Raw genomic sequence first — 15,365 nt, forward strand, 5'->3', positions numbered from 1 at the left:
GGCACAGCTGCGTCCCCTTCCCGGATCACCAAGCCTTATTCATCGCGGTTTTCAATCAGGTCATCAACAACCGATGGATCCGCCAAGGTGGATGTATCACCAAGAGAACTGAAATCGTGCTCGGCAATCTTGCGCAAAATCCGCCGCATGATCTTGCCGGACCGGGTTTTGGGCAGGCCCGGCGCCCATTGGATCACATCCGGGCTGGCAATCGGGCCGATCTCGTCACGAACCCAGGCGATCAGCTCCTTGCGCAGGGCCTCTGTTGGCTCCTCGCCCGCAACCAGGGTGACATAGGCATAAATCCCCTGCCCCTTGATATCGTGCGGATAACCGACCACAGCCGCCTCCGCCACCTTGGCATGGGCAACCAAGGCTGATTCCACTTCCGCCGTGCCCATCCGGTGACCGGAGACGTTGATCACGTCATCAACACGACCGGTAATCCAGTAATAGCCATCAGCATCCCGTCGGCATCCATCACCGGTAAAATAATAGCCCTTGTAGGTCGTGAAGTAGGTCTGGATAAACCGCTCATGATCCCCGTAAACGGTGCGCATCTGCCCGGGCCAGGATTCCGCGATACACAGGTTGCCTTCTGTTGCGCCCGCAAGCTCCTTGCCTTCGGCATCAACCAGAACTGGACGAACGCCAAAGAAAGGACGCGTGGCTGAACCGGGCTTCAAGGCCGTTGCCCCCGGAAGCGGCGTAATCAGGATGCCCCCGGTTTCTGTCTGCCACCAGGTATCCACGATCGGGCATCGCCCTTCCCCAACAACCTTGTAGTACCACATCCAGGCCTCGGGGTTGATTGGCTCACCGACCGAACCCAGAAGACGCAGGCTTTTGCGACTGGTACGCTTGACTGGCTCCTCACCATCACGCATCAAGGCACGGATAGCTGTCGGGGCCGTGTAGAAAATGTTGACCTTGTGCTTGTCCACAACATCCCAGAAACGGGATACCGTGGGATAGTTCGGCACGCCTTCGAACATCAGGGTGGTCGCCCCGTTGGCCAAGGGACCATAGACAATATAGGAGTGACCCGTTACCCAGCCAACGTCAGCCGTGCACCAGTAAATATCATTGTCACGGCAGTCAAAGACGTATTCATGGGTCATGGAGGCATAAACCAGATACCCCCCGGATGTATGCAAAACACCCTTGGGCTTACCCGTTGAGCCAGAGGTGTACAGAATAAACAGCGGGTGCTCCGCTTCCACCTCTTCCGGAGGGCAGGTTGTCGAAGCCGACGCAACAAGATCATGGTACCAGACGTCCCGGCCAGTCTTGATGCTCACATCGCCACCCGTACGGCGCACAACGACAACATTGCGGATAGAAGGACAGTGCTCCAGCGCCCTGTCAGCATTGCTTTTCAGGGGAACTTTCCGCCCACCCCTCAGACCCTCATCCGCAGTAATGAGAAGGACGCACTCGCTGTCCTGAATCCGGTTGGCCAGACTGTCGGGGGAAAAACCGCCGAAGACGATGGAATGAACGGCGCCTATACGGGCACAGGCCAGCATGGCGACGGCCGCTTCCGGAATCATGGGAAGGTAGATACAAACCCGGTCGCCCTTCTTGACCCCCAGGGTTTTCATGGCATTTGCGAAGCGGCACACCCGTTCGTACAAATCGCGGTAAGTAATATGCTCGCTCTCGGACGGATTGTCCCCTTCCCAGATGATGGCCGTCTTGCTGCCTTTCGACTCCAGATGGCGGTCAAGGCAGTTGGCCGACACATTCAGCGTGCCGTCATCAAACCAGCGAATATGCAGGTTGGAAGGATCCCACGAGACATCCCGGACCCGGCTGTAGGGACGCATCCAGGTGATGCGCTTGCCATGCTCGGCCCAGAATCCATCCGGATCCTTCACAGAGCGGTCGTACATGGCAAGATAACGGGTGTTGTCAATCAGAGCATTTCTGGCAAAGGACTCCGGGACCGGAAATACGTCATGTTCCATCGTGGACGTCTCCTGGGGGCTGCCTTGCGGAGCAGTGAGAACCTTCGAGGATACAGGCGACCCGGACCGTGCGCATCCGAATCGGGCGAATATCCATAACCTGGACTGTTGTAGGGTATAGTCTAAGCAAAGGCCTCTTTATTGTCATTCATCTCGCTTGTGCAGCGTCATATATTTGTAAAGATTTCACCATTCCGCTGCCTGCATACCGCTTTGTTTGTGAATAACATGCACATCGCGCTGCGGGAATGGAATGGAGATGCCCTCTTTCCGGAAGCGCTTGAGTATGGCCACACGAACCTCGCTCCCGACCGGGTTGATAAGCTCTATATCCTGAAGATAGAACCGCAAGGAGAAATTCAGGGCGCTATCTCCAAAAGCAACCAGAAGGGCAGATGGCTCCGGCCAGCGCAAAACGCGGGGGTGGGATCGGGCGCAATCAAGAAGAATGGAGCGTACTTTCTCGGGATCGGAGTCATATCCAACCCCAATTTCAACAATGCACCGCCCAACCCTGTCATTCAGAAACCAGTTAGTAACCGGTGCCGTAATCAGGGCTGAATTCGGGATGATAACCGTTGAACGATTGAATGTTTCTATTTCTGTTGCGCGAACACGGATCCGACGGACATAGCCCTCTGTATCTCCGGTTACAATCCAGTCCCCGACCTTTATCGGCCGTTCAAATAGCAGAATAAGGCCCGAAACAAAGTTGTTCACAATCGTTTGCAAGCCAAAACCGATACCAACCGACAAGGCACCGGCAACAATGGCAAGGTTTGAAAGACCAATACCAAGGGTCGACGCAGCAGCCAGAAGAGCCGTCACAAAGCCGATATAGCCAACAGAAGTCGCAAAGGAATTCTGCAGGCCCGTGTCCAGCCGAGTCATCGGCAGAACGCGCTTCTCCAGAATGGCCTTGATGACCTTGGTCACAAACAAAAGACCCGTGAAGATCAGAATAGCTGTCACAACGTTGATCAACGAAATGTGCACAGACCCGATAGCAAAGCCATCAACCAACAGGCTGAGCCCACTGTCTATGGTGTCACGGCTGACGCCCCATAACAGAAGGAAAACCAGAAAAGCCGGTACTCCAACCACAAGAGCAGCCACAACACTGAGCCAGAAACGCATCATGGCGCCACTGTCACTGTTGTCAGCCTGCTTCCTGTCTTCCCGTACGGGTCCCCCCACACGCGACAAGACCAGAGTCAAAAGCTCGCGTAGAACGGCAAACCCGGCAACCGAGACCAAAACAACCACAGAAGACCGCAACAGGGACGTCGCCAATGAATGACCAAGCTCTGTATACCCGGCCACGGCCGCAATGGATGCCCCGGCAGCAACCGCAGAAACGGGCCAACGCACCCAGCGGGTTTTTGCAGCTTTCCCGTAATCCAGCTGCCCATCAGGGCCCTGGTGCCACAGCCTGGCACCTGTCAGCGCAAAAATGGGCAACATGGTTGCGAGCGTTGTAACAAACATGCGCAGACTGACGACTTCAACCGTCAGGTTCCAGACTTGCTCCCCGAATGCAAGAAAGTGATCAAAAGAAGAAATAACCAGCAGAACGGTTGCAATCTGACAGCTCCGGGCTGCAGCAGCATCATTGATCGGCACAGCACGCCAGTTTGGCTTTCCCGGTGACAGAACAGCACGGACAAGGCTGATAACAGCAACCAATGACACCAGTATTGTGGATATCAGCGCCAGAGCATTGGCACCAACATCGCCCAGAATGCCCGCCCCCTGAATAACAGCATTGGCAATACCGACAAGAACGGCCAAGGGCACCATGCGTATCAAGCCGCGCTTGACCGAGATCCACAGTCGCTCTGAAAAACCAAGCCGGACAGATGGATCCCAGACAGGAAGAAGGCGACGGTTCAACCAGATCCGGAAAGGCCAGACCAGAACAAGGCCCAGCAGAATAGTCCCGATCAGCTTCCTCACAACCAGCTGTGTGGCTTCGGAAGACCAATCAACATTACGGACAAAATCAATGGCTTCTGCTGTTCTTGAACCCTGGCTGGTCAAATCTCTCAGCGCAACAGCCCATGTTTCGGGAGCAAAGGGATCCGCATTGCGACTGAACAGCTGGTCGGCCAGGCGATCGCGCTGAATTGCGATAATTCTCTGGGTCAGAACCTGTGCCCGTACCTTCAGGAATTGAACCGTCTTGATATCAGCCTCAGCCAGAACCATTTGTTTCCCAAGAGCTTCCCGCAACTTTCCCACGGGAGCTGTTTCCGTGTTTTTGTCTTCCGGTGCGGGGCCAAGCGTATTTTGTTCGGCCGTGATGCGGCTCTTTTCAACCTGAAGAGCCTCCGCTATCGGGGCAAGGCCCTGTACCTCCCGCAGAATTTCCTGTCTCAACTCGCGGAGACGATCGTTATCAAGGCTTCCTTTGGCACGTGTTTCTGTCAACGCCAACTTGGCCTCGGCAGAATCGAGCAAAGTTGAGAACTGCTTGAGCCTGTCTTGCCCCGGGCGCTTGTCTGATACTGCGGGAATCAGAGTCGCCGCCCCGGATTGCGCAAGGCCCCCCGGAAGGACAGAACCCGTCAGAGTGCAGGCAAAAACAAGGATTACGAAAGAAATGCGGCAACAGGATAGGAATGTTGGCACGACAATCCCCGGGATCAATGGCTGGAAACGGTTAATCGATCATGTGTCACAATACTGGTCTACAGGAAAAAAGAGGAATACGGCAAGATCAGGGTAACAGGTTTGACTGTACAGGATTATCGCCAGGACTGTAGATTTGCATTCCCCATTTTGCATATTGCTTCCCAGTGATCCGGATCAACTGGCATGACAGACAGGCGCGGCTGCCTCAGAAGCAGCATGCCGTCAAAGAAGGGATCATCCCGCAATCCCGACAACATGACCGGCACACGCAATGCACAACGGGCTGCGACGTCGACACTGACAAAGCGATCTGTCGGGTCTGTAGGATCCGGATAGGCTGTGCGGACAATCTCAACCAATCCCATAATCATGCGTTGGGAACGGGAGTGATAGAAGAAGGCCATGTCACCAGCCCGCATGGCCCGTAGAAAACCCGCGGCCTGATGATTACGCACGCCGGTCCAGGGTTCTATCCCAACACGCACCTGATCATCCCAGGACCATGAGTCTGGTTCTGATTTAAGAAGCCAGAACCCCATTACCTTCAAGGACCATTCGAAGGTGTGGCCGTGCCAAAGACAATCCGGTACGGGCGAATGACAACACTTTCAAACAGGCCAGCCTGGGTATAAGGATCTTCCGCACACCAAGCATAGACTGCATCCAGATCCGGGTGCTCAACGACAAGAAGGGACCCAACCAGTCCCTCTCCATCGCTAGCCAGCATCGGGCCAGCCATCACGATACGGTCACGATGCAACTCAAGCCAAGCCAGATGCCGGCTGCGATTATCAAGACGAACCGCGCCATGACCGGGCTTGTCGAGGCAGTGAACAGCAAAAAGTGGCATACTATCGGTCTCTTTAATGTTCCTGTTCTGACGAAATAACCTGCCCGGCCCGTGGACGGGAATCAAGCTCGCTCCGGAAGGGGCGGGCCAACAGCCCATCCACAAGATCCGCAGGACTCCCCCCATGGTTCAGAAGGGTATCAACGGCCTCGCAGATGGGCATTTCCACCCTCAACTTGCGCGCCAGTGCCGTAATGGCACCTGCTGTCGCAACTCCTTCCGTGACAGCGCGTCGCGCTGCCAGAATAGAAGACAGAGACTGCCCTTGCCCCATGGCAACCCCCAGCGAGAAATTGCGCGAACGCATGGATGTCGCGGTCAGAATAAGATCTCCCATCCCCGACAGGCCCATGAAGGTTTCAGGCCGCCCACCCAAGGCAATGCCAAGACGCTTCATTTCAGCAAGTCCCCGTGTCAACAGGGCGGCCCGTGCGTTTTCACCCAGTTCTTGGCCTTCCAGAATGCCACAGGCAATAGCCAAGACATTCTTGGTTGCTCCCCCGACCTCCACTCCCACCAGGTCAGGCGAATAATACGGGCGAAATGTCCGGCTCCCGATAGCAGACACCAACGTCATGCCAAGGGCAGGATCAGAACAGGCCAACGTAACCGCACTGGGCAAGCCACGCGCAACACCATCGGCAAAACCAGGGCCAGACAGAACAGCAAGAGGCGTATGCGCCGGAAGTTCTGCGCGGGCGACATCGCTTGTCAACGCCCCGGTTCCTGTCTCGATACCCTTTGAGCACAGGACAGCCGGAACGCCGCTTTTCCACAACGGTGCCGCAGCACAACAAATAGACCGTAAATGCTGGGTGGGAACCACCAGAAGCACGGCGTCCGTATCCATGGCCTCCGCCAGATCCGTTGTCACCGCGATCTCTGGATCCAGACGCAGGTCGGGCAAATAAACCGGGTTAAAGCCTGTTTTTGTGATAGTCGCAGCCAGCCCGGGGTCACGCATCCACAGCCGGACATGCCGCCCGGCACGGCATAGAGCCTGCGCCAGCGCTGTTCCCCATGCCCCCGCGCCAACAACCCCGATTGTCTGCATCCTGATCCTCCACACGGTGCGCCTCACAACAGGACAAGTCCTATTCACCGGTTCCCAGCAAAAGCCCTTTCTGTCGCGCAAGCCTGAAGCTGTAGAGGAATCCGGCGCCCGCGACCAGAAGAAAGACGAGATTCAGTGCACAGGCAGCCTGAAAATGTCCATAGTCAAAAACACCCTCGAACAAAACAGATCGCATGCCCTCGAAGACATGGGTCTGTGGCAAACACAGTGCAAAGGCCTGCAACCACCCAGGAAGAGAGCTGACGGGGTAGTAAATGGCAGAAAAGGGGGCAAAAGCAAACACAACCACCCAAGCCAAGCTTTCTGCCCCCATCCCAAACCTCAGGATCAGGGCAGAAATGACAAACCCCAAGGCCCAGCCGGTTACAAGGACATTGACGAAAAAGGCAATCAGGGGAAAGCCCATCTGGAAAATATTGTACTCATAAAACGGAATGGCCAACAGGCATGCCGGAAGAATGCCGGTCAGGGTACGCAACAGACTCATCAGGACCAATGCCATCAAATATTCGGCAGGACGCAGAGGGCTGACAAACAGATGCCCCAGATTACGGGACCACATCTCCTCCAGGAAGGAAACCGATACCCCCAAATTACTGCGAAACAAGGAATCCCATAACAACATGGCACCGATAAAGATGCTGGCAGCCTGCGCCAACAGGGAAGACTGGGTGCGAAAGAAGTTCGAGAAGAATCCCCACAGGACCATCTGCATGGTTGGCCAGTATATCATCTCCAGAACACGCACCGGGCTGGACCGCATCACATAGAGATGACGCAGACACACAGCTCCGACCCGTGCAGCCGATGCACGCAACCTCATCATGACACCCGCCCTCCGTCACACACCCGACTGCGGGCAATATCCAGAAAAACATCCTCCAGCGTGCTGCGGCCATAACGGGACAGAAGCTCTTCCGGACGACCTTGATCCTGAATGCGACCGTCGCGCATCATCAATACAGTGTCACACAAACGTTCAACCTCGGTCATATTATGGGATGCCAGAAACAATGTTGCCCCGGTCCGCCTGCGATAATCTTCCAGAACGCTGCGGATACGATCACCCGTATCCGGATCCAGACTGGCTGTTGGCTCATCAAGAAGAAGAACATCCGGCGTATTGAGCAGGGCCTTTGCCAAGGCCACACGTGTCTTCTGACCTGCCGAAAGGCGGCCAACCGGGCGCCGCAAGAAGGGCAGAAGATCCAGTTCACGGGCCAGGGTATCAATACGATCCGGAATATCCCTGACCCCGTACAGCTTCCCATACACAAAAAGGTTCTCGTAGGCACTCAACCGCCCCGGCAGATCAACGTACGGGCTTGAGAAATTAACCCGGGGCAGAACGGCATAGCGGTCTACGATCATATCGCAGCCCAGAAGCCGTATGGTACCAGAAGTCGGAAGGAGAATACCAAGCAGCATCGCAATCGTTGTTGTCTTCCCGGCTCCATTCCCTCCCAACAGGCCGGTTGTGCTCCCCGGGCTGACACAAAAGGAAACACCGTCAACAGCGTGCACAACCTTCCCATGAACAGGGTACGACTTTGACAGACCGACAACATCAATTGCCGCCGTGTATCCTGCGTCGGGCATCCGGCTGCCTCATTTCAATACAGGTATGGCTTCATGGTTCGATCCAGGACACGGCCCTGGAACAGGGTGAATCCCATCTTTTGACCGGCCGTTATGGCTGCCTCATCATCACAGCGGTTCAAGATCGCCCTTCCGGCAAGATTCTGTAGAACAAGATCGCGCGCGATCTTTCCCTCAGGACTCTCCAGAATCTTTGGCAGATCGCTCTGCCAGCTCATCTTGACCATATCTGCCCCCAGACCGACAATGTCGATATAAGGCAAAACCTTCCAGGTCAAACCATCAATACAAATACGATAACCCCGCTGCCGGACATAATCACGCGCAAAGAAATAGCCCGTCAGGTTGGAGAAAATGTCTTCGGTACGAAGCTCCAGAATCACTGTCCCGTGATTACCCGGCGACAGGCTTTCATCAAAGCGCAGAAAGTCTTCTGACAGAATGGTTCCAACATTCAGGTTGATTGAAAATCCCTGGGACAGCGTACGGTCATCACGACGGCTGAGCATTGCCAGGACCCGCCGGTCAAGGGTCTGCGTCAAACGCTGGAACAGCCACGGATTGGATGACAGGGCCACATGGGGAAGCAAAGCCTCGCGCAGGTCACCAATAGACACATACACCTCGGTAAAGACCGGATCCGGTGCCCCCTTGCCAACAACAGCACAAACAGCCTGACGCCGGATATGGCTGGACAGGTCAGCCCCGGTCAATGCCTTCTCGACCCGTTCCAGAGTTTCAGGAGTCAGTGGAGCCCCCGCCCTTGCAGGAGCCTGTCCTGTCGCTCCATGCCGATGATGGCGCTTTGGGACAGGATCTGTTGCCGGATGCGATGCAATCCGTCGACGGATCATATCAAGCAGGGCATCAAAACTCTTGTCCAGATCATACCAGGTGACAAACGGGTCATTCTCCCCCGCCTGAACAGGCTCCTTCAGAAGGGGGTCGGCAGCAAACAGAAAGCGAATCTTGATCAAGGCCGCCCGCACCGTATCCAGGCTACTGGTATTGAACAGCACAATGAAATCAAAGTCCGACAACCAGTAAAACTTGGCGCCTTCCCGTGTTACCAGAGGTGTGAACGTTGTTTCCGCGCCATCCAGCGTATGATCAGGCCGGTTCGCAGGCATCAGGCGACCGAGATGCACCTGCATAGCATGCCGGCCCTTTGTGTGGCTTGCCGACCGCTTCAAATCAGATAAAAGACGCCGCTCATCTGCAAATCCGGGCAGGTACTGGGGCGTTTTTGGCACTTCGCTCATGAGGACGGCTCTCCACCATCCGTTGGTGATGGCGGGCTTGCCCGCCGCAACCGGATTGAAGGGGCGGAAAAGAACTGAACCGCATCCAGACCAGGAATATTCGGGCAGGTCGTCCGCATTTTCATATCAACAGCGGATCGCCGCGTTGCACATTCCTTCAACGTACACTGCGCAGCAGCCGGACATGACCGCATGGTCATTGCACCATGCACGGCATCGATAAAACGACCCTGGAAATTTCTGATGCCGTGCTCAATCCCCCATGTTACGGCAACCTGACTGTCACAACGGGACAGAATCACACGGTCACCGCCAAGAGCGTTAACAATGGAGCGGATATCACTGACCGCTGTCGGATGCTCCGGCGCGGCCATTTCCGGACTCCAGATAACTTTCACAAAATCAGGGTCCAGACGCTCCAGATCCATCACACCTCCCATCGATGGCGTCAGACCATCCAGAGCCAGAAAGTCTCCTGTCTCTCTCAACATAGGCTTGGCACTGAGCCATCGATCAAGGTTCGTAAACACATCAATAACCTGAACCTCGACCACAATATGGCGGTCGGGATCCATGGAACGGCGCAGCACGTCGTATTCCTTGCTGTCCAGACTTTCCAGATTCAGGTTCAGGCTGATTGTCCGCGGCAAGGCGGCAACCTCGCTGCGGACAAGAGCAGCAATCATCCGGGTATCCAGCGTCCGAGAAAATTCCTGGAACAGCCAACGTTCGGAAAGAATATCTCGGTGCGGGGCGATCACACGACCTATGGATGAAACAGAAACGTAGAACTCCTCAAAGAGAATCTCGGCCTGCTTCTCCGTAATATGGATACAGGGCTGGCGATGAATGTTGCGGCGGATGTTAAGACTGTCCAGGCCACTGATCATCCCGCCCAGATCGCCGGGACCAATGGGTTCCGGTTCGGGTGGCAGCATCCCCATGGCTTGACGACGCTTCTCCGCCTCGGCAAGGATGCTACGCACCACCGGCAAAAGAACCTGGAGATCAACCTCAAAGGCATACCATGTTACAAAGGGATCAGGGATACCTTCGTCCTCGTCATACCAGGACAAGGGGTCATCGTGAAATAATGAACGTATACGATTGATAACCCTTTCAACCTCGTCCTCCGGCATATCCTTGCCGACGACCATGATATCACCGCAGGACAGGGAAAAGACCCGCACAACATTCAGGGATTGCAGAGGCATGAACAGGCTGGCCGCCATCCGCAGGTGCGAGGGTGTACGGTTCGAGGGCAGCAGCTGCGACAGATGCAAGTGCACGGCCGTACGGCCGGCCGGAGTACGACCGCCACGTTCTACTGTATCCAGCAGTTCCCGCTCGGAATGTGTTGGATCGCGCAGCTGAACCATTGTCTGATAAATCCGACGCCAAACCCCTCCGGAGAGAGCATTCTACCTGACCCTGAAGAACAGTGCCATCAAACGCCGCGCGACAGAACAGACAAAGCCCGGCGCTTTTAGCCGGGCGGTTGGGCCAGACGGTCGATCCAGACACGCAAGGTCGACTCTGCCGCCGATCCGGGCGGGGTCAAGGCCAGAAGACGTTCCAGAAAAGAGCGGGCTTCTGCCGGTTTCCCCTGTGCCTCCGCAGAAATACCTCGCACAAACAGCCCCCCCGGACTGTCCGGATCATGCCGGGCAAACCATGCTGCAATGGCATGGAATCGCGGTGACAGGTCCCGACCATTTGTATGCTCACGCAGTGTTACCAGCGCCGTGGCGTAATCAAGCTGGGCCACCGGATCATCGGGAAGGAGATCTGCCGCCTTCCCATAGGCCTCGGCCGCACCCGATGCATCCCCCATAACTGTCAGCGATCGCCCCAGTTTCTGCCACCCCTGTGCATCATCGGGAGCATCAGCCAGCCTCTGTCTCAACCGGTCAACCATACCGGTCACCATCGTCCTTTCTTCCTCGGTAAAGGATGGCATAGCCGAAGCATCATGAGGGTCTGCCGGATGGCGGGGCGTAACAGAGTCAGGATCAAGACCGACCTTCATGGCAACAGTCTTGACACGTTCGTTCAGCATCTTCATCCACGGGGCATCAGGCCGGGAGTCCCGTGCCAGATCCAGCCAGATGGCAAGCCCACGCTCTGGCTCGCCGGATTGCACAGCAGACAACCCCAGAAACCAGCGGGCCCGTGGGTCCTTCCTGTCCAGAGCCAGAACATGCGTGAAAACAGCCTGCGCCCGCTCCCCCACAAGACCCGCCTCTGCCTGTACCAGACTTTCGCCAAATGATGCCCAGTCATCCGGGGCCATCGGGGCCAACTGTGACCTGCGGCTCCATGCAGAGACCGCCTGGCCATAAGCCCCAAGATCCTGCCGGACCTGGGCCATCTCCCGCCAGAGGGCCGGATCATCCGGGCTGGATGAAAGCAGGGTCTGCAACTGATCCGCCCGTCTGTTCAGGCGCTCGATATCTGCGGTGCCCAGTCCAAGCCGCTCTGCCAAGCGAGCACCATGGGGCCGATCAGGCAACCCCGGTGACCCAATCTGGCCATAAACCACTAGGCTCCCGACAGAAACCATGGCAACCAGAAGAACAGCCAGAACGCGTCGCAACCCTGCACCGTCGGGTATGACCGGATCGATTGCCTCTGCATAACTGACAGCTGCCAGCATACGGCGCTGCACCTCCAACCGAACAGCTTCAGCCTGCCCGGGATCCAGAAGACCCCGTTCCTGATCCCGCTCAACCTCTGCAAGCTGATCCCGATAAATCGCAAGGTCGGGACGGGCAGAACCCGCACTGCCACCCTGCACGCGGCGCAAAAGCGGAAAGGCCACAGCAATTGCCGTTGCCACGACCATGGATACAGTCAGCACGTCCATCATTCCCGGCTGTCCTGTTCAGCCACCAGACGCGCAAGGATCTTCTTCTCCTGTGGCGTCAAAGGCAAAGACGCTGCGACATCCGGTCGAACCTGCCGACGCAGAAACCACCACCCCCCCACAAGAGCCAGAATCAGAAGGGCAAAAGGCGTTGCCCACAGAACCAGGGTCGTCAGATCAAAGGGCGGGCGCAGAAGCACATAGCGACCATACCGGCTGACGACATACTCCACGACAGCATCATCGCTGTCCCCCCGGGCCAGCCGGTCCCGAACCAGAATGCGCAGGTCACGGGCAATATCGGCGTTGGACTCATCAATGCTCTCATTCTGGCAGACAACACAGCGCAGGCCTTGCGAGATCGCACGCGCTCTTTGCTCCAGGACCGGGTCGGGAAGCATCTCGTCTGGTTCCACGGCAGAAGCCTGGTTCCACAATCCCGCACTCAACAGGACAAGCAATACAGCCACCCCGTATCCAGTACGACGGATCATGACAACGGGCTTTCACTGTGGCGCAGATGGTCGATCAGTGGTTTCAGGGCAGAAGCCCAGATTGCAGGCGTCAGAACACCGGCATGCCGGTAGCGAATGATCCCGGCTGCATCGATCACAAAGGTTTCCGGCGCACCGGTTACTCCCAAGGCGATAGCAACACGACTGTCCGGATCCTGCCCGACATGATCATAGGGATCCCCATGTTTTTCCAGCCACCTGATCCCGTCTGCCGGGCTCCGTTCCCGCCAGTTGATGCCATGGATCGGCACATCCCCCTGTGCCTTGAGGGTCATCAGGAATTCATGTTCCTCGCGACAGGCCACACACCAGGAACCAAAGACATTTACCAGCGAAAGTTGCCCGCGCAGGACATCGGATGACAAGGGACGGTCACGCCCGGGAAGGGCGTCCAGTGAAAATGGCGCAACCGGTGTATCCAGCAGCACCGAGGGTAGCGCCGACGGGTCTTTGTTCAGACGGCTGGCAAACAAACCAACCAGTGCCACGAAAAGCAGTGTCGGGGCAAAAATAATAACCTTGCGCACCATCCGTGTTGTCCTGTCCCTTAAACCCGCACCGCGCTTCCTGCCTCGGCCACACCCTTGGCCCGACGTGCCGGAGCCCCGATCCGCAGACGACGGTCCGTCAGGGAAATCAATCCACCCAGTCCCATCAGCAGGGCACCGTACCACAGGCAGGGCACCAAGGGCTCGACATAGATACGGGTCACAAATACCCCCGGTCGGCCAGGGACCGGTTCACCCAGAACGGTATAGAGATCGGTCAGGCCGGTAGTGTGGATACCGGCCTCTGTTGTCGGCATCGGAGGGGAGCGATAATGACGTTTCTCAGGCTTGGTCTCCGCAATAGCAGCATCACCCTTGCGAATGATAAAAGAACCAGCTAGGGACTCGTAATTCGGCCCGGTGACAGCATCAACCCCGTTCAGGGTAAATGACCAGCTATCCAGATGAACAGCCTCTCCGATCGCCTGATTCTGTATGGCCTCGCTGCGGTAAACAGACGATGCGGTAACCCCGGCGGTCAGCACGGCCATGCCAAGATGGGCCAGCGTCATTCCCCAAGCCGATCCGGGCAACCCCGCTATCCGGCGAAGAGTTTCAGAGGCAGAAACCCGGAACAGGCGCACCCGCTCCCCCCATTCTGTCAACGTGCCCAGTCCAAGCCAAAGGGCAAGGCCAAACCCCAAGGCGGCCAGCAGGTCATCGGTTTTTCCCCCGCCAGAAACCCAGGTTATCCCGGCACCGGCCAGAGCCAACCCCGCAGCAACACGAAGACGGGACAGGACACCACCCAGGTCAGCCCGTTTCCACGACAGCAGCGGGGCAACAGCCATCGCCAGAAGTAACGGAACCATCAAGGGCAGAACCGTTGCATTAAAGAACGGCGCCCCCACCGACACCTTTCCCAGATCCAGCGCATCCGCCAGCAGAGGGTAAAGGGTACCGACCAACACGGTCCCCATAATCGTGCTCATGAACAGGTTGTTGAGCAACAACCCGGACTCCCGCGAGACGGGGGAAAACAGACCGCCCCCCTTCAGGGACGGGGCACGTAGGGTGTAAAGGACCAAGGCACCGCCAACTGCCCCCCCCAGAAGCAGCAGGACAAAAAGACCACGCTGCGGGTCGGAGGCAAAGGCATGCACACTGGTCAGCACACCGGAACGCACCAGAAAAGTCCCCAATAGACTGGACCCGAAGGTCAGAATGGACAGCAGGATCGTCCAGCTTTTCAGGGTATCGCGCTTCTCCACAACCAGGGCAGAGTGAACCAGGGCTGTGCCCAGCAGCCACGGCATCAGACTGGCATTCTCTACCGGATCCCAGAACCACCAGCCACCCCAGCCCAGTTCGTAATAAGCCCACCACGACCCCAGACCAATCCCCAGAGTCAGCGCAACCCATGCCGCCAGTGTCCACGGACGCACCCAGCGCGCCCACGCTGCATCCACCCGGCCTTCGATCAGGGCAGCGACAGCAAAGGAAAATGCCATCGAGAAGCCGACATAGCCCAGATAGAGCATCGGCGGATGAAATGCCAAGCCAGGATCCTGCAACAACGGGTTTAGCCCCTGCCCGTTCAGGGGGGCTGGATCAAGACGGGCAAACGGGTTGGACGTAAACAGGATAAAGGCCAGAAATCCCGATGAAATCATGGACTGCACGGCCAGAACCCGGGCCCGGAAGAACAACGGCAATCCCCGCCCCGACACGGCAACCGCCAGACTGAACACCGACAGAATCAGGATCCACAGCAGCAGCGATCCCTCGTGGTTTCCCCACGTGCCGGATATGCGGTACAGCAAGGGCTTGTCAGAGTGACTGTTGCGGGCGACCAGAGCTACGGAGAAATCCGACACCACGAATGCCTGCAGCAGACAGCCAAAAGCCGTGACAACCAGAAGAAACAGGACCACAGCCCCCGGCCGGGCGGCCAAGGCCATAACCGGATCCCGGCGGCTGGCCCCAAGCAGGGGAACAACAGACTGGGCCAGGGCAACAAAGAAGGCCAGGACAAGAGCCATATGGCCTGCTTCGGCAAAACTGAACGATTCGGGCACCGCTGTTTCCTCCGCTTCCCGGCATGCC

At 57.0% G+C, this 15,365-nt stretch carries 13 protein-coding genes; all 13 read right to left on the bottom strand.

Features of this window, described 5'->3' with window-relative positions:
• Window positions 1–35 precede the first annotated feature (35 nt).
• Window positions 36–1,970, bottom strand: coding sequence for an acetate--CoA ligase (gene acs / locus HEQ60_RS04215; RefSeq protein WP_168069818.1), 1,935 nt, complete (start codon window positions 1,968–1,970; stop codon window positions 36–38).
• Window positions 1,971–2,156: 186 nt separating this feature from the next.
• A complete protein-coding gene (locus tag HEQ60_RS04220) occupies window positions 2,157–4,601 on the bottom strand; it encodes a DUF3772 domain-containing protein (protein WP_168069820.1) in 2,445 nt (814 codons plus the stop codon).
• A gap of 116 nt (window positions 4,602–4,717) precedes the next feature.
• Window positions 4,718–5,143, bottom strand: coding sequence for an EVE domain-containing protein (locus HEQ60_RS04225; protein WP_168069822.1), 426 nt, complete (start codon window positions 5,141–5,143; stop codon window positions 4,718–4,720).
• 5 nt (window positions 5,144–5,148) lie between these two features.
• Entirely contained in the window at window positions 5,149–5,454 is a 306-nt protein-coding gene (locus HEQ60_RS04230) for a YciI family protein (protein WP_168069824.1), read from the bottom strand.
• A gap of 13 nt (window positions 5,455–5,467) precedes the next feature.
• Window positions 5,468–6,508 (bottom strand): NAD(P)H-dependent glycerol-3-phosphate dehydrogenase, encoded by a 1,041-nt coding sequence (locus HEQ60_RS04235; RefSeq protein WP_168069826.1) that lies wholly within the window; start codon window positions 6,506–6,508, stop codon window positions 5,468–5,470.
• 40 nt (window positions 6,509–6,548) lie between these two features.
• On the bottom strand, window positions 6,549–7,355 hold the full coding sequence (locus HEQ60_RS04240; protein ID WP_168069829.1) for an ABC transporter permease: 807 nt from the start codon (window positions 7,353–7,355) through the stop codon (window positions 6,549–6,551).
• On the bottom strand, window positions 7,352–8,128 hold the full coding sequence (locus HEQ60_RS04245) for an ABC transporter ATP-binding protein (protein WP_168069832.1): 777 nt from the start codon (window positions 8,126–8,128) through the stop codon (window positions 7,352–7,354). The genes HEQ60_RS04240 and HEQ60_RS04245 overlap by 4 nt, the downstream gene beginning before the upstream one ends.
• 14 nt (window positions 8,129–8,142) lie before the next feature.
• On the bottom strand, window positions 8,143–9,390 hold the full coding sequence (locus HEQ60_RS04250; RefSeq protein WP_168069835.1) for an EAL domain-containing protein: 1,248 nt from the start codon (window positions 9,388–9,390) through the stop codon (window positions 8,143–8,145).
• Complete coding sequence (locus tag HEQ60_RS04255) at window positions 9,387–10,769, bottom strand: EAL domain-containing protein (protein ID WP_168069838.1); 1,383 nt, start codon at window positions 10,767–10,769, stop codon at window positions 9,387–9,389. Before HEQ60_RS04255 ends, HEQ60_RS04250 begins: the two co-directional genes overlap by 4 nt.
• A gap of 107 nt (window positions 10,770–10,876) precedes the next feature.
• Complete coding sequence (gene ccmI, locus HEQ60_RS04260; RefSeq protein WP_168069840.1) at window positions 10,877–12,259, bottom strand: c-type cytochrome biogenesis protein CcmI; 1,383 nt, start codon at window positions 12,257–12,259, stop codon at window positions 10,877–10,879.
• Window positions 12,256–12,750, bottom strand: a complete 495-nt coding sequence (locus HEQ60_RS04265) for a cytochrome c-type biogenesis protein CcmH (RefSeq protein ID WP_168069843.1) — start codon at window positions 12,748–12,750, stop codon at window positions 12,256–12,258. Before HEQ60_RS04265 ends, ccmI begins: the two co-directional genes overlap by 4 nt.
• Complete coding sequence (locus tag HEQ60_RS04270; protein WP_168069846.1) at window positions 12,747–13,301, bottom strand: DsbE family thiol:disulfide interchange protein; 555 nt, start codon at window positions 13,299–13,301, stop codon at window positions 12,747–12,749. Before HEQ60_RS04270 ends, HEQ60_RS04265 begins: the two co-directional genes overlap by 4 nt.
• A 17-nt stretch (window positions 13,302–13,318) precedes the next feature.
• Window positions 13,319–15,301, bottom strand: coding sequence for a heme lyase CcmF/NrfE family subunit (locus HEQ60_RS04275; protein WP_168070079.1), 1,983 nt, complete (start codon window positions 15,299–15,301; stop codon window positions 13,319–13,321).
• Window positions 15,302–15,365 lie beyond the last annotated feature (64 nt).

It is taken from the genome of Haematospirillum sp. H1815, assembly GCF_012102705.1.
In the GTDB taxonomy this organism is placed as follows: Bacteria; Pseudomonadota; Alphaproteobacteria; order Rhodospirillales; family Rhodospirillaceae; genus Haematospirillum.